Raw genomic sequence first — 15,324 nt, forward strand, 5'->3', positions numbered from 1 at the left:
GTCGTCCCCAGCCACTAAAGTGGGGCGCATGACCGTTAACCCCGCACACTCCGCCCTCTGGCCCGCCCCGCACGCGAGCGGAGCCGTCGACGCGACGGTCCACGTGCCCGGGTCCAAGTCGGTCACCAACCGCGCGCTGGTGTTGGCCGCCCTCGCCTCCGAGCCCGGCTGGCTGCGCCGCCCGCTGCGCTCCCGCGACACCCTGCTGATGGCCGGTGCCCTCAGGGCCATGGGCGTGGAGATCGAGGAGGGGGTCGGCCCCGACGGCACCGGCGAGGCCTGGCGGGTGCTGCCGACGGGCCTGCACGGGCCGGCCACGGTCGACGTCGGTAACGCCGGCACGGTGATGCGCTTCCTGCCGCCGGTGGCCGCGCTGGCCGACGGCCCCATCCGGTTCGACGGCGACCCGCGGTCGTACGAGCGCCCCCTGCACGGCGTGATCGACGCGCTGCGGCAGCTCGGCGCCCGGATCGACGACGACGGCCGGGGCGCGCTGCCGCTGACCGTGCACGGCGGCGGGGCCCTGGACGGCGGCCCGGTGTCGGTCGACGCGTCCTCGTCCTCCCAGTTCGTGTCGGCGCTGCTGCTGTCCGGCCCGCGCTTCAACCAGGGCGTCGAGGTCCGGCACACGGGCGCGACCCTGCCCTCCCTGCCGCACATCCGGATGACCGTCGACATGCTGCGCGCGGTCGGCGCCCAGGTGGACACCCCGGAGTCGGGCGGCGAGCCGAACGTGTGGCGGGTGACGCCGGGCGCGCTGCTCGGCCGGGACCTGACGATCGAGCCGGACCTGTCCAACGCCCAGCCGTTCCTGGCGGCGGCCCTGGTCACCGGCGGCAAGGTGCTGATCCCGGACTGGCCGGAGCGCACCACCCAGCCGGGCGACCGGCTGCGGGAGATCTTCACGGAGATGGGCGGCTCCTGCGAACTCACCGAGTTCGGGCTGGTGTTCACCGGTTCGGGCGCCGTCCACGGCATCGACGTGGACCTGGGCGACGTCGGCGAGCTGACCCCCGGCATCGCGGCCGTCGCGGCCCTCGCCGGGTCCCCCTCGACCCTGCGGGGCGTGGCGCATCTGCGGCTGCACGAGACGGACCGGCTGGCCGCGCTCACCAAGGAGATCAACGAACTGGGCGGTGACGTCACCGAGACCGCCGACGGCCTGCACATCCGCCCGCGCCGGCTGCACGGCGGCGTCTTCCACACCTACGAGGACCACCGCATGGCGACCGCCGGCGCGATCATCGGCCTGGCGGTCGAGGGCGTGCAGATCGAGAACGTGGCGACGACGGCGAAGACCCTGCCGGACTTCCCCGAGCTGTGGACCGGGATGCTCGGGCAGTAGGGACACGCCATGCGCCGCTACGGCAAGCACACCGACGAGGACGACATCCGCAGCCGTCCCAACCGCAAGGGCAACCGGCCGCGTACGAACATCCGGCCCAAGCACGAGGACGCGGCCGAGGGCATGGTCCTCACGGTCGACCGGGGCCGGCTGACCTGCCTGGTCGAGGACCGGACCGTGATGGCGATGAAGGCCCGCGAGCTGGGCCGCAAGGCGGCGGTGGTCGGGGACCGGGTGGCCCTGGTCGGCGATCTGACCGGCAAGAAGGACACGCTGGCCCGGATCGTCCGGATCGAGGAGCGCGCCTCGCTGCTGCGCCGTACCGCCGACGACGACGATCCGTACGAGCGGGTGGTGGTGGCGAACGCGGACCAGCTGGCGATCGTCACCGCCCTGGCCGATCCGGAACCCCGCCCCCGTCTGATCGACCGCTGTCTGGTCGCCGCCTACGACGGCGGCCTGGAGCCGCTGCTGGTGATGACCAAGTCGGACCTGGCCCCGCCGGACAAGCTGCTGGAGCTGTACGGCGACCTGGACATCCCGTACGTCGTCACCAGCCGCGACGAGCTGGAGAACGGGGACGCGGCGGACCGGGTGCGCCGGCACCTGGACGGCCGGATCACCGCGTTCGTGGGCCACTCGGGCGTCGGCAAGACGACGCTGGTGAACGCGCTGGTCCCGGAGGACCGACGGCGTACGACCGGGCATGTCAACGCGGTGACGGGCCGCGGCCGGCACACCACGACCTCGGCGCTCGCGCTGCCGCTCACGGTGATGGACGGCTGGGTCATCGACACCCCGGGCGTCCGCTCCTTCGGCCTCGCGCACATCGACCCGTCCCGGGTCATCCACGCGTTTCCGGATCTGGAGCCGGGCACGGAGGGCTGCCCGCGCGCGTGCAGTCACGACGAGCCGGACTGCGCGCTGGACGCGTGGGTCGAACAGGGGCATGCGGACCCTGCCCGGCTGTACTCGCTGCGCCGGCTGCTGGCCACGCGGGAACGCAAGGAGGGCGACTGAGCGCCTCCTCGTTGTTTGCCGGGGGTCCGGCCCGGTAAGTGCATAATCGCACCGAGCCGGAGATCCGGATCAACGGGAGGACAGCACATGGCGTGGCTGCTGGTCATCGTGGCCGGGATTCTGGAGACTGGTTTCGCCGTGTGCCTCAAGCTCTCGCACGGGTTCACCCGGCTCTGGCCGACGATCGCCTTCGCGTCGTTCGCCCTCGGCAGCTTCGGCCTGCTGACCCTGTCCCTGAAGAAACTCGACGTCGGCCCCGCGTACGCGGTGTGGACCGGCATCGGTGCCGCCGGCACCGCGATCTACGGCATGGTCTTCCTCGGCGACCTGGTCTCCACCCTGAAGATCATCTCCATCAGCCTGGTCATCGTCGGGGTGATCGGCCTCCAGCTGTCGGGGTCGACGCACTAGGCAGGAGCCGCAGCGCCGGCAAGCGGCCCGTCCCCCGCCCGGCTACAGCACCTCGCGCACCCTCGGAAAGTGCCAGGCGATCCAGCACGCCATCGACCGCAAAGGCATCGACGAGGCCTTCGCCAAGGACCTCTCCTTCGAACTGAAGCCCCTCGGCAACCACTTCTTCATGCCCAACCAGAAGGGCCACCGGGACACCTCCGGCGGATACGCCGACTACGTCCTCGGCTCCGGCGGCAACGCCGCCCGGACCGACCAGGCCGAGCTGGTGCAGCAGCAGCTCGCGCAGGCCGGGGTGAAGGTCGAGCTGAAGAAGGTGCCGGCGAACGACTACTTCAACCAGTGCGTGAACCGCGGCAACTTCGACCTGACCAGCTTCCGCAACGTCGACGCCGTCTCCCCGTCCATGCTCACCCCGGTCTTCGTCCGGCCCAAGGACGGCAACCTCTTCCAGAACTTCGGGTCGGTCGGCTCCCCGGAGACCGACGCGCTGCTGAAGAAGGCGGGCGAGACCACCGACCCGGCCTCGGCGACCGCCCTCTGCAACCAGGCCGACGCCGAGATCTGGCGCCTCGCCCACTCCATCGAGCTCTACCAGCGTCCCCAGATCCTCGCGGTCCGCCACGGCCTGGCCAACTACGGCGCACTGGGCCTGGCGGACATCGACTGCACGAAGGCGGGCTGGCTGAAGAAGTAGGCAGAAGGCGGGGGCGCCGGACGGATCACACCGCCTCGCGGGGGACGACCGCCCGGACCATCTCCGCCATGCCGCCGCCCTCCGCCGGCGGTGCCGCGACGCAGGACAGGGCGAGGCGTACGACCATTTCGCAGGGGCGGGTCAGCTCGGCGGTGTCGGCACAGGTGGCGGTGGGGCCCGTCAGGACGGCGACCGCGCGGTCCCGCACGATCCGTACGAAGTCGCGGGGCGTCGGCAGCGGCCCGTCCGCGCGGCGCTGCGCCGGAACCGAGGAGGCGGACGGCACGGCGGCGAGCGGCGGGGCGGGGAGCCGTTCGCTCCAGCAGCCGGTGAGCATGGCCCGTATCAGCGCGTTCTCCCGGGCGGCGGAGCTGGTCCACTCGACCACGGCCGTGAGCCGTTCCCGTGGCTCGCCCGGACCGGCGAGCGCCCGCTCGACCCCGGCCAGATAGCCGTCGGCCTCCCGCCGCACCAGCGCCCGGGCCAGCCCGTCCTTGCTGCCGAACTCGTTGTACAGAGTCTGCCGGGACACTCCGGCCGCCGCGGCCACGTCGACCATCCGCACCGCGGACCACGGCCGGCGCGCCAGGGCCGTATAGGCGGCGTCCAGCAGGGACTCCCGGGCAGCAGGCATCATCGCCTCCCTGGGCAGAGCGACTCTGCGCCCAGATTTGACGCGCCGGTATGCACTGTCAAGGGTTTCCGTACCCCGATCACACGTATCTTTACGCCGCCAGCAGCAGCGCACGACACCAGTCAGCGCGCCACCCCCGCCCCTAGTGGCTCCGGCACCCGCCCGACAGATACCGTGCCCTACATGCCGGACTACCTCGACGACCTGCGCCTCGCCCACGTCCTCGCGGACGCCGCGGACGCCACCACCATGGCCCGCTTCAAGGCCCTCGACCTGAAGGTCGAGACGAAGCCGGACATGACCCCGGTGAGCGAAGCGGACAAGGCAGCGGAGGAACTCATCCGCGGCCAGCTCCAGCGCGCCCGCCCGAGGGACGCGATCCTCGGCGAGGAGTACGGCGTCGAGGGCACCGGTCCCCGCCGCTGGGTGATCGACCCCATCGACGGCACCAAGAACTACGTCCGCGGCGTTCCCGTCTGGGCGACGCTCATCTCCCTGATGGAGGCGGGCGAGGACGGCTTCCAGCCCGTCGTGGGCCTCGTCTCCGCCCCCGCCCTGGGCCGCCGCTGGTGGGCCGCGAAGGGGTACGGCGCGTTCACCGGCCGCAGCCTGACCTCGGCGAACCGCGTCCATGTCTCCAGCGTCGGCAAGCTCACGGACGCCTCCTTCGCGTACTCCTCCCTCTCCGGCTGGGAGGAACAGGGCCGTCTGGGCGGCTTCCTCGACCTCACCCGCGAGGTGTGGCGCACGCGCGCGTACGGCGACTTCTGGCCGTACATGATGGTCGCCGAGGGATCCGTGGACATCTGCGCGGAGCCGGAGCTGTCGCTCTGGGACATGGCGGCCAACGCGATCATCGTCACGGAGGCGGGCGGCACCTTCACCGGCATCGACGGCCGCCCTGGCCCGCACAGCGGCAACGCGGCGGCGTCCAACGGCCTGCTGCACGACGAGTTGCTGGGGTATCTCAACCCGCGTCACTGAGCGATACACCGAGCAACGCGCGTAACCCTGGCACGCCCTCAACTCACCACGCGCGCCCTCTTGTTGACTCGTCCTTTACCTGGCAATCTGAATCCACCCCCACTTGTGAACTTGTGAATCCAGGAACTTGCTCCGTGGATTCCTAGGAGGTGGCCCCACCCATGCTCGTACGTGACGCCATGAGCACGGTGATCCTCACCGTCGGTCCCGCCCACACCCTCCGCCAGGCAGCCGCCCTGATGTCCGCCCGCCGTATCGGCGCCGCCGTCGTCCTCGACCCGGACGCCGGCGGCATCGGCATCCTCACCGAACGCGACATCCTCAACTCCATCGGCCTGGGCCAGAACCCGGACACCGAACGCACCCACGCCCACACCACCACCGACGTCGTCTTCGCCGCCCCCACCTGGACCCTGGAGCAGGCCGCCCGCGCCATGGCCCACGGCGGCTTCCGGCACCTGGTCGTCCTCGACCGCGGCGAGGTCGCCGGCATCGTCTCGGTCCGCGACATCATCCGCTGCTGGGCCCCGTCCCGCGAACCGGCGCCGGCGCTCTGAGCAGGCGGAACGGGCCGGACCCCGAGCACCGTGGGATCCGGCCCGCCCTGGGGACGCCCCCAGGAACCTGAGGCACTGGAGGAGGCACGGGCAGTGCCGCCGACCGGTGCCGGACAGTGACGCCTGCTCAGCCGCGCAGCGCCTGCACCGCCGCCTCCAGCCGCTTGCCGAAGTCGGCGTCGGCCTTGCGGAAGTTGCCGATCGCCCGCTCGACGATGTCCTCGCGCGAGACCGGCGCGATCGCACCCGCGAGGCCCGCGACCAGCCGCTCCTTCTCCTCCTCCGGCATAAGCCGGTACAGGTTGCCCGCCTGCACGAAGTCGTCGTCCTCGGCGTGCACCGGGGTGGTGTGGCCGCCCGTGCGTCCGTCGACGGAGGTGGACTGCCACAGCGGCCGGCCGGTCTGCTGAGGCCCGCCGAAGCTGTTCGGCTCGTAGTTCTTCGCACCGCCGTGCCGGCCGTCGTAGAGGAAGCCGTCCCGCGAGTTCGTCCGCGCCTCGGTGGCGTGCGGACGGTTCACCGGCAGGTGGTCGGCGTTGATGCCGACGCGGTAGCGGTGCGCGTCGCCGTACGCGAAAAGACGCCCCTGGAGCATCTTGTCGGGCGAAGGGCCGATGCCGGGCACGAAGTGTGCGGGCGAGAAGATCGACTGCTCGACCTCGGCGAAGATGTTCCGCGGGTTGCGGTTGAGCTCCAGCTTGCCGATCTCGATGGGCGGGTAGTCCTCGTGCGGCCACACCTTGGTGAGGTCGAACGGGTTGAAGCGGTAGGTCGCCGCGTCGGCCGCCGGCATGATCTGCACCTGCACCGTCCAGCTCGGAAACTCACCGCGCTCGATGGCCTGCCGCAGATCCCGCTGATGGGAGTCGGGGTCCTCGCCGGCGATCCGGGTGGCCTCGGCCTGGGTGAGGTTCTTGATCCCCTGGTCGGTCTTGAAGTGGTACTTGACCCAGAAGACCTCGCCGGCCTCGTTGCTCCACTGGTAGGTGTGCGAGCCGTAGCCGTTCATGTGCCGGTACGACGCCGGGATGCCGCGGTCGCCGAACAGCCAGGTCACCTGGTGGGTCGACTCGGGACTGAGCCCCCAGAAGTCCCATACGTTGTCGGCCTCCTGGCTGCCGCTGTACGGGTCGCGCTTCTGGGTGTGGATGAAGTCCGGGAACTTGATCGCGTCCCGGATGAAGAACACCGGAGTGTTGTTGCCGACGAGGTCGTAGTTGCCCTCCTCGGTGTAGAACTTCAGCGCGAAGCCCCGTGGGTCACGGACGGCGTCCGCCGCGCCGAGGTTGCCGGCCACCGTCGAGAAGCGCAGAAAGACCTCGGTCTCCTTGCCGGCCTCGGAGAGGAAGGCGGCACGCGTGTACGGCGTGACGTCGGCGGTCACCGTGAAAGTGCCGTAGGCGCCGGCGCCACGGGCGTGCACGACCCGCTCCGGGATGCGTTCCCGGTTGAAGTGGGCGAGCTTCTCCAGCAGCAGCTGGTCCTGGACGAGGACCGGCCCGCCGACGCCCGCCGTCTCGCTGTTCTGGTTGTCGGCGACCGGAGCACCGGCCTCCGTGGTGAGCGGTCCCTGCGTCACGTGCGCCTCCTGCGTCATTACTGACTAGTCCTGTCCCAGTCCTGTCCCAGCCCTGTCCTGCGACTAAAGCCGTTTTCAATCCTACATTGGACTAGATCTAAGTCAAACAAGGATCCAATATCACACCTATTCCCGTCCTGGTCCCCCTTGCTGTTAGGCTGGTGGACATGAGCGACCTTCTGGAACGGCTGCGTGGACGCGGATGGCGGATGACCGCGCAGCGGCGCGTCGTGGCCGAGGTTCTCGACGGCGAACACGTCCATCTGACGGCCGACGAGGTTCACGCGCGGGCTGTCGCGAAGCTGCCCGAGATCTCCCGGGCGACCGTCTACAACACGCTGGGTGAGCTGGTCTCGCTCGGCGAGGTCCTGGAAGTGGCGACGGACAAACGGGCCAAGCGCTACGACCCGAACGCACACCGACCGCACCACCACCTGGTCTGCGCCCGCTGCGGAGCGATCCGCGACGTCCACCCGACGGGCAACCCGCTCGCCGACCTCCCCGACACGGAGCGCTTCGGCTTCACGGTGTCGGACGTCGAGGTCACATACCGGGGGCTGTGCCCGGACTGCGCAGGTGCGTGAGCCGTAACCGGGAGGGGGCGCGAGCCCCCTCTTTTTTAATGCCCTGACACCTGTTCTCATGCCCTGACACCTGGAAACGACCGAGGGCCGGAATCCATGTCTGGACTCCGGCCCTCGGCCTTCAGTAGCGGGGACAGGATTTGAACCTGCGACCTCTGGGTTATGAGCCCAGCGAGCTACCGAGCTGCTCCACCCCGCGTCGGTGAACACGACATTACGCGAGGGAAGTGGGCGGAGGCAAATCAGTTGCCCGGGACGTGGCCGGGGTCACTTGTTCCCAGGTGAGGCGGGTGGGCGGATGGGAAAATCCGCTGAAGCCCGGCGCAGCGTCGTGCGTCACGCCGACAGCTCCTCCCGCAGAGCGTCCCGCAGCCTCCCCGCCCGCTCCGACACCTCCGCCGGTCCCAGCGCGACCGCCCGGTCCGCCCACCGCTGCCCCTCCGCCAGCTCTCCCCGACGCGCGTAGACAAGGGCCAGCCGCAGCGCCGCCCGCCCGTGCCCGGCGTCAGCCGCCCGCGTCCACCACACCGCCGCCTCCGGCTCGCTGCCCTCCCGCGCCAGCAGCAGCCCGAGGTTGAAGGCACCGTTGCGCGACCCCGCCTCCGCTGCCTCCCGGTACCACCGCGCCGCCTCGACCACGTCCCCCCGTGCCGCCGCGAGCATGCCGACCCGCACCTGCGCCCGCCGGTGCCCCTGCGTGGCCGCGCGCTCGTACCACTCCTCGCACTCGGTCTTCTCGTGAACGACCTCGCCCAGCTCATGCGCGGGCTCCGGCGGCCGACGCGCGTCGAGCAGCGCCGCGAGCCGGTACGCCGCCTCCGCACTGCCGCCGCCCGCCGCGCACCGCAGATGCCGCTCTGCCTCCTGCTCCTCACCCTCGCGCAGCCGGGCGATCCCGACCTGGAGCGCGGCCTCGGTGTGCCCGGCCGCGGCCGCCCGCTCGTACCAGCGCAGTGCCGTCTCCGCGCCGTGTTCCGTGCCCCGCCCGGCGTAGAGGATCCCCAGGTTGAACGCGGCGTCCACGCTGCCTGCCTCGGCCGCCTTGGAGAACCACGGCTCGGCGCCGACCGCGTCGCCGGCCTGCAGCAGCAGGATGGCGAGCGCGTTCGCGGCCTCCCGGTGCCCGGCGTAGGCGGCGCGCCGGTACCACTGCTCGGCCTGCGCGGTGCGCCCCTGCTCGGCGCAGAGCAGCCCGAGGTTGTACGCGCCGTTGTCGTCGCCGGCGTCCAGCGCCGCCCGGTACCAGCGCTCGGCGGTCTGTGTCTCACCGCGCTCGGCGTGCAGCGCGCCGAGCGCGTTGGCCGCGTTGCCGTCGCCGTCCTGGGCGGCGCGCAGCCACCACACGGCCGCGCTCTCGGTGTCCCCGGCGTCGCGCAGCAGGAAGCCCAGCGCGCAGGCGGCCCGGGCTTCGCCGTCCTTGGCCGAGGTCAGATACCAGCGCCCGGCCTCCTTCAGCTCGCCCCGCTTCTCCAGGATCGCGCCGAGGTGCAGCGCGGCGCGCCGGTGGCCGCGCGCGGCGGCCTGCCGGTACCACTGCTCGGCCTCGGCGACAGCGTTGTCAGCCCCGGTCTCGTCCTCGGGTCCGGCCGCCGGACGGTCGAGCGCGCGCGCCAGCCGGTAGGCCGCCTCGCGGTGTCCGCGCTCGGCCGCCGCCCGCATCCAGTGCTCGGCGCCGACGTCCCCGCGGTGCTCCAGCAGATCGGCGAGTGCGTAGGCGCCCAGGGCATGGCCCTGCTCGGCGGACTGGCGCAGCCAGTACTCGGCGGCCGGTTCGTCCCCGCGCTCGCGGTGGTAGCGGCCCAGCGCGTGCGCGGCGGCGGCCGAGCCGGCGACGGAGGCGATGCGCCACCAGCCGGCGGCCTCCTCGGGGTAGCCGCGCTGGTGCAGCAGGACACCGAGGTTGTTGGCGGCGGCCCGGTCACCGGCCGCGGTGGCGGCCCGCAGATGGGGTTCGGCTCCGTCGAGGTCGCCACGCCGCAGCAGTATGGCGCCGAGGACACTCGCCGCCTCGGCGTCGCCGCTCTGCGCGGCGAGGGCAAGGCGCACCTCTTCCGCGGCGTCCACCATGTCGGTCAACTCGTCGCGGGTCGGCTCCTCAACGGAAGGCTGCACAAATCGCCCTGACTCGAACAGAGTTGCCTTGTCCCCCATAACGTCCATCGTCGCACCACCTGCAACCTGGGTACACCCGGTATACCGCAGCCTGTGAGGTCACTTCAGCGTTTTGTCGACATGCCCACAGGGAGACAAGTCAAACACACACCCCTCAACTCCCCACGGCGGCGCGGCCGTCCCTCCCCTCAGTACATGAGTTCGCACACCACGAAGGCCCGGATCCCTTGGGATCCGGGCCTTCGTTCGCAGTAGCGGGGACAGGATTTGAACCTGCGACCTCTGGGTTATGAGCCCAGCGAGCTACCGAGCTGCTCCACCCCGCGCCGTTGCCTGGTAACCGTACCACGGCGCGGAGCGGACTTGATCAGCTCTTCTTACCGTTCCCGTTCTTGCCGCTGGTGGACTGGCCGGCCTTGGCCTCCGCGTCCTGCGCCCGCTTCAGCGCGGCCTTCAGATCCTTCTGGGCCTTGTCGTACGCGGTCCAGTCCGGCCCGTTCGGCCCCTGCAGGGCCTTCTGGCCGGTGTCGAACGCCTTCTGGGCGTCGTTCAGGGCCTGTTGGACGGTCGGATTGGTCGACGTGGGCGGATTGGTGGTGCCGGTGTCCGGTGGTGTGGTGGTCGAACCCGCCGTACCGAAGACCTTGTCCAGAGCCTCGCCGAGCGTGTTCTCGAACGCGGTCTTGCCCTCATAGGTGACCAACACCTTGCGCAGCAGCGGGTACTTCAGCCCGCCACCACGCACGTACACCGGCTCCACATAGAGCAGTCCTCCGTCCAGCGGCACGGTCAGCAGGTTGCCGTACTCGATATCGGAGTCGCCGCCCTTGAGGAGCTTGATCGCGGCGGCGATGTCCTGTTCGGAGTTGAACTGGCTCTGTACCTGTTTCGGCCCGTCGACCGTCGTACTGGTCGGCAGCTTCAGGATTCTGATCTTGCCGTAGTCGCTGCTGCCGGCCTCGGCGTCGACCGTCATGAACGCGCTCAGGTTGTCCCGGCCGTTGGGCGTGAACGTCGTCGACAGCGAGAACGCCTGCCGGCTCTGGTCGGGCATCTTCATACTCAGGTAGTACGGCGGCACCGCACTGCCCGACTTGTTCGTCGGGTCGTCCGGCACCTGCCACACCTCGCTGCCGGTGAGGAACGTCTGCGCGTCCGTCACGTGGTACCGGGTGAGCAGCTCGCGCTGGACCTTGAACAGGTCCTGCGGGTAGCGCAGATGGGACATCAGGTCCGGGGAGATGGCGTTCTTCGGCTGCACCGTGCCCGGGAACGCCTTCATCCAGGTCTTCAGCACCGGGTCCTTGGTGTCCCACTGGTACAGCTTGACCTCGCCGGTGTACGCGTCGACGGTCGCCTTCACCGAGTTGCGGATGTAGTTGACCTGGTTCTGCTGGGCCACCACGGTGCGGTTGTTGTTCGTGGCGGTCAGCGAGTCGGCCGTCGTGTCCCCGAGGGTCGTACGGGACGAGTACGGGTAGCCGTTCGACGTCGTGTACGCGTCGACGATCCACTGGATACGGCCGTTCACGACCGCCGGGTAGGCGTCGCCGTCGATGGTCAGCCAGGGGGCGACCGCCTCGACGCGCTCCTTGGGCGTGCGGTTGTACAGGATCCGCGAGCCCTTGCCGACCGCGCCCGAGTAGAGGATCTGCGGCTCGTTGAACACCACCGCGTACGCGGCCCGGTTGATCGGGTTGTCGAGGTTGACCCCGCTCCTGCCGGTGTAGCTGGTGGTCTTCTCGCCGTTGTTGTCGGAGTAGTCGATCTCTTTCTGGGGACCGCCGACGATCGAGTACGTGGTCGTCTTCTCGCCGTAGTAGATCGCCTGCTGGTACGCACCGAGGTCGCCCGTGGAGGGCATGTCGGACTCGGTGAAGACGGGCTGGCCCTGGGGGTCGGCCTCGGTACCCTTGGCGGCGACCGCGCCGTAGCCGTGCGTGTAGCGGAAGTGGTCGTTGATCCAGTTGTTCTTCGGGATGCCGTCCAGGTTCAGCTCGCGCAGCCCGATGACCGTGTCCTGGTCCTTGCCGTCCTTCGTGCGGTACCGGTCGACGTCCAGGTTGGTCGGGAAGCCGTAGTAGTTCTTCATCTGCTGCAGCTGCTGGAACGTCGGCGAGACGATGTTCGGGTCCATGATCCGGATGCTCGCCGCGTCGTTCGCGCCGTCGCGCAGCGTGGTCTTGTCCTTCGTCGTGGACTGACCGGAGTACTCGGAGACCTTGGCGTCGTCGATGCCGTACGCCTCACGGGTCGCCTTGAGGTTCTTCTGGACGTACGGGGCTTCCTTGGCCTGCTCGTTGGGCTGGACCTGGAACTTCTGCACGATCGCCGGGTACAGCCCGCCGATCAGGATCGCCGAGAGGACCATCAGGCCGAAGCCGATGACCGGCAGCTGCCAGGTGCGCCGCCACAGCGTGGCGAAGAAGAGCAGGGCGCAGATGACGGCGATGCAGAACAGGATCGTCTTCGCCGGCAGATAGGCGTTGGCGTCGACGTAGCGCAGGCCGGTCCATTCACCGGTCGCCTTGAAGTCGCTGGACTTGACGGCCAGGCCGTACCGGTCGAGCCAGTAGGCGACCGCCTTCAGGGCGACGAAGACGCCGAGCAGCACCGACAGGTGCCCGGTCGCCGCGGCGGTGGCCCGCGCGCCGGGGCTGGTGACGCGCAGCCCGCCGTACAGATAGTGCGTGAGCGCGGCGGCGATCAGGCACAGGATGGCGGCGGCGAAGCCGAAGCCGAGCAGAAAGCGGTACCAGGGCAGATCGAAGGCGTAGAAGGAGATGTCCAGGTGGAACTGGGGGTCCTTCTGGTGGAAGGGCACGCCGTTGACCCACATCAGCCAGGTCCGCCACTGGCCTGCCGCCGAGGCACCGGCGATCAGACCGACGAGCGCGGTGACGGCGAACAGCAGCCACCTCTTGTACGGCGCGACGCCCATCCGGTAGCGGTCGAGGCTCTGCTGCTCCATGGACATGGCGCTCAGCGGGGGCCGCAGCCGGTGCGCGAGCCAGATGTTGACCCCCACCGCGACCGCCATCAGCAGACCGAAGACGGAGAAGAGGCCGATCTTGGTCCACAGCGTGGTCGTGAACACTGACGAGTAGTGCACCGACCGGTACCACAGCCAGTCCGTCCAGAAGCCCGCGAACATGGTGAACGCCATGCCGAGGACGGCCAGGACGCCCAGTGTCATGAGCAGGGCCCGGGCCCGCCGGGACGGGCGGCCCGCTCTGATCCGCGGCCCCGTCGGGCCTCCGCCGCGGTCCGGCATCTGGAAAGCCAAGGTGCGCACCTCGAAGTTCGCTGTCGATCCGTCAGGCCCTCGTGTTCGCGGACCCTCCGTGGCCCCCCGTGATCGCGGGCCAACACATATGCAACTTACTCACGCTGCACTCGGTTCCCGATTCCGGCGGTGAACGAGGCAGGATTGTGACCATGTCCAACACTCCCATGGCAGCGAGCCCGCTCACCCGGGCCGTACTCGAGATCGACGAGTACGTCTCCGGCCTCGGCTGGGACCAGCCCGCCCGCCTCTTCGCCCTTGTCGACACCGCACGGCTGCGGACCCAGGAACCCGCGCTCGCGGCTCAGCTGGGCCTGGAGGACGCGTCCGAGTCCGCCGGTCTCACCCCTATCGAGCAGGACGAGCTCCCGTCCGGCAAGCCGCTGGACGAGTTCCTCGGCACCATCGCCTGGCCCGACGCGGTGGCCGGCTGCGCGCTGTCGGTGGAACGCCTGATGCTGCCGCCGTCCGCCGAGGCGCAGGTCCCGCAGAACCTGAGCCAGGCCAGGCTGGCCACGTGGGTGGCCGAGCACCCGGAGCGCCAGGAGGTGCGCATGACGGTCGCGGTGCTGCGCGACGGCGGCCGCGAGTCGGCGGTGCGGCTGCGCGAGAAGGACTCCCCGACGGAGGTCCTGACCGGCCCTGACCTGGTACCGGGCCTGGCGGAGGCCCTGGCGGCGACCTTCGCGGACTAGGGGGTTTCGTTTGGATCAGGTCGGATCGGGCCGCGGCGTCCGGGGCGGTGCATCGCAAGGCGGAGGATCACCCGCGTACTGGGCGTACTCGGGTGATCCGACAACGCAGCGAGGTGCTCGTGCCGGGCGCCGGGGACCCGGGCTGATCCAGCGGACCCGGGCTGATCCAAACGAAACCCCCCAGCCCCCGCCGGTCCCGTGACGTCCCCGTCACGCCCCCGGTGACCTCGCTTCCGGCGTCCTTCCCGGTACGACGACGGGGGCGCCCCTGCCTCGCGGGGTGCCCCCGGCCGTGTCAGGGACCGCTCAGCCCTTGGTGGTGCACTGGGGCAGCGCCGAGGTGTTCCCGCTGCGGATGTCCTTCAGCGCGTCCAGCGCGTCCCCCATCGTCTTGACCTTCACCAGCGTGAGCCCGCTCGGGGTGTCCTTGGCGGCGGCCGCGCAGTTGTCGGCGGGCGTCAGGAAGTACTGGGCGCCCTTCTCACGTGCGCCGACGGTCTTCATCTCGATGCCGCCGATCGGCCCGACGGTGCCGTTGTCGTCGATGGTGCCGGTGCCGGCGATGAACTTGCCGCCGGTCAGACTGCCCGGGGTCAGCTTGTCGTAGATACCGAGGGCGAACATCAGACCGGCGCTCGGCCCGCCGACGTCGGCCAGCTTGATGTCGATGTTGAACGGGAAGGTGTGGTCGGTCCCGGCGGAGATCCCGACGATGGCGCGCTTGGCGCCGCTGTCGTCGGAGGTGGTCGTGGTGATGGCGACGTCCTGGGTCTTCGTCGCCGTCCTGTGCGCCTTCTCGGCGGCGGCCTGCTCCTTGGCGGGGACGACCGTGAAGACGACGTTCTGACCGGGCTTGTGCCTGGTGACGAACTTGGCGACGTCCGCGGGCTGCTTCACGGCCGTGCCGTCGACAGCCTTGATCACGTCACCGGCGTGCAGCTTGCCCTCGGCCGGCGAGCCCTTGACCACGGTGGAGACGATCACCCAGGACTTCACCGGGACACCCAGCTGCTTCAGGGCCGCGACCTTGGCGCTCTCCTGGGACTGGCTGAACTCCTCGGCGTTCTGCTGCGAGGACTGCTGCTCCGTCGTGCCGTTCGGGTAGAGCGTGTCGTGCGGGACGACCTTGGTGTCGTGGTCCAGCCAGCCGTAGATCGCTTCCACCAGGTTCATCCGGAAGTCCGCACTGGTCACCCGGACGGTCGTCATGTTCAGGTTGCCGTCGGTCGGGTACGTCTTGTGCCCGGTGATCTGCAGCACCGGCGCGCCGTCGTGGTTCCCCAGCGTGTTCACGGTCGGGCCGGGGGACATCTCCGCGTAGGGCACGGGGATGAGCACTCCGGCGCACAGGAGCGCGATCAGCATCAGGGTGGAGGCGAGCATCGTCGCGGTGCGGCGTGGCATGCAACGACAGTACGGG

General features: G+C 70.2%; 13 protein-coding genes and 2 tRNA genes. 8 read left to right on the forward strand and 7 right to left on the reverse strand.

The annotated features are described in order from the left end of the window. Positions 1-28: 28 nt before the first annotated feature. From aroA to AV521_RS25070, 4 genes are all read left to right on the forward strand, one after another. A complete protein-coding gene (gene aroA / locus AV521_RS25055; protein WP_076090895.1) occupies positions 29-1,345 on the forward strand; it encodes a 3-phosphoshikimate 1-carboxyvinyltransferase in 1,317 nt (438 codons plus the stop codon). A 9-nt stretch (positions 1,346-1,354) separates the two neighbouring features. Continuing rightward, positions 1,355-2,365, forward strand: a complete 1,011-nt coding sequence (gene rsgA / locus AV521_RS25060; protein WP_076090897.1) for a ribosome small subunit-dependent GTPase A — start codon at positions 1,355-1,357, stop codon at positions 2,363-2,365. 87 nt (positions 2,366-2,452) lie between these two features. Continuing rightward, the gene (locus AV521_RS25065) at positions 2,453-2,776 is read left to right on the forward strand and encodes a multidrug efflux SMR transporter (protein ID WP_076090899.1); all 324 of its coding nucleotides are present in this window, start codon (positions 2,453-2,455) and stop codon (positions 2,774-2,776) included. Positions 2,777-2,855: 79 nt separating this feature from the next. Beyond that, positions 2,856-3,473, forward strand: coding sequence for an ABC transporter substrate-binding protein (locus AV521_RS25070; protein WP_079249394.1), 618 nt, complete (start codon positions 2,856-2,858; stop codon positions 3,471-3,473). A 25-nt stretch (positions 3,474-3,498) separates the two neighbouring features. On the opposite strand, the gene AV521_RS25075 is transcribed toward AV521_RS25070, so the two are convergent. Further along, on the reverse strand, positions 3,499-4,110 hold the full coding sequence (locus tag AV521_RS25075) for a TetR/AcrR family transcriptional regulator (RefSeq protein ID WP_179023368.1): 612 nt from the start codon (positions 4,108-4,110) through the stop codon (positions 3,499-3,501). A 180-nt stretch (positions 4,111-4,290) separates the two neighbouring features. Here AV521_RS25075 and hisN point away from each other — a divergent pair, with 180 nt between their 5' ends. Both hisN and AV521_RS25085 read left to right on the forward strand, forming a co-directional pair. Continuing rightward, entirely contained in the window at positions 4,291-5,091 is an 801-nt protein-coding gene (gene hisN, locus AV521_RS25080; protein ID WP_076091167.1) for a histidinol-phosphatase, read from the forward strand. 161 nt (positions 5,092-5,252) lie between these two features. Continuing rightward, positions 5,253-5,648 carry a cyclic nucleotide-binding/CBS domain-containing protein gene (locus tag AV521_RS25085; protein WP_076090903.1) on the forward strand — a complete coding sequence of 132 codons (396 nt, stop codon included), beginning with the start codon at positions 5,253-5,255 and terminating at the stop codon, positions 5,646-5,648. Between the two features lie 127 nt (positions 5,649-5,775). On the opposite strand, the gene AV521_RS25090 is transcribed toward AV521_RS25085, so the two are convergent. Next, complete coding sequence (locus tag AV521_RS25090; RefSeq protein WP_076090905.1) at positions 5,776-7,245, reverse strand: catalase; 1,470 nt, start codon at positions 7,243-7,245, stop codon at positions 5,776-5,778. 149 nt (positions 7,246-7,394) lie between these two features. On the opposite strand from AV521_RS25090, the gene AV521_RS25095 reads away from it, so the two are divergent. Continuing rightward, a complete protein-coding gene (locus AV521_RS25095; RefSeq protein ID WP_031224898.1) occupies positions 7,395-7,811 on the forward strand; it encodes a Fur family transcriptional regulator in 417 nt (138 codons plus the stop codon). Between the two features lie 125 nt (positions 7,812-7,936). Here AV521_RS25095 and AV521_RS25100 read toward each other — a convergent pair. From AV521_RS25100 to AV521_RS25115, 4 genes are all read right to left on the reverse strand, one after another. Then, positions 7,937-8,010 (reverse strand) — tRNA-Met (locus AV521_RS25100). A gap of 137 nt (positions 8,011-8,147) precedes the next feature. Then, complete coding sequence (locus AV521_RS25105) at positions 8,148-9,971, reverse strand: tetratricopeptide repeat protein (RefSeq protein ID WP_179023370.1); 1,824 nt, start codon at positions 9,969-9,971, stop codon at positions 8,148-8,150. A 204-nt stretch (positions 9,972-10,175) separates the two neighbouring features. After that, a tRNA-Met gene (locus AV521_RS25110) sits at positions 10,176-10,249 on the reverse strand. A gap of 41 nt (positions 10,250-10,290) precedes the next feature. Beyond that, on the reverse strand, positions 10,291-13,197 hold the full coding sequence (locus AV521_RS25115) for a UPF0182 family protein (protein WP_107481003.1): 2,907 nt from the start codon (positions 13,195-13,197) through the stop codon (positions 10,291-10,293). Between the two features lie 164 nt (positions 13,198-13,361). On the opposite strand from AV521_RS25115, the gene AV521_RS25120 reads away from it, so the two are divergent. After that, positions 13,362-13,904: a PPA1309 family protein gene (locus AV521_RS25120; RefSeq protein ID WP_076090909.1), complete on the forward strand. Its 543-nt coding sequence runs from the start codon at positions 13,362-13,364 to the stop codon at positions 13,902-13,904. 306 nt (positions 13,905-14,210) lie between these two features. Here AV521_RS25120 and AV521_RS25125 read toward each other — a convergent pair whose 3' ends face one another. Then, the gene (locus AV521_RS25125; RefSeq protein WP_076090911.1) at positions 14,211-15,308 is read right to left on the reverse strand and encodes a PDZ domain-containing protein; all 1,098 of its coding nucleotides are present in this window, start codon (positions 15,306-15,308) and stop codon (positions 14,211-14,213) included. Between the last annotated feature and the right edge of the window lie 16 nt (positions 15,309-15,324).

The organism is Streptomyces sp. IMTB 2501, from assembly GCF_001953885.1.
Taxonomy (GTDB): domain Bacteria; phylum Actinomycetota; class Actinomycetes; order Streptomycetales; family Streptomycetaceae; genus Streptomyces.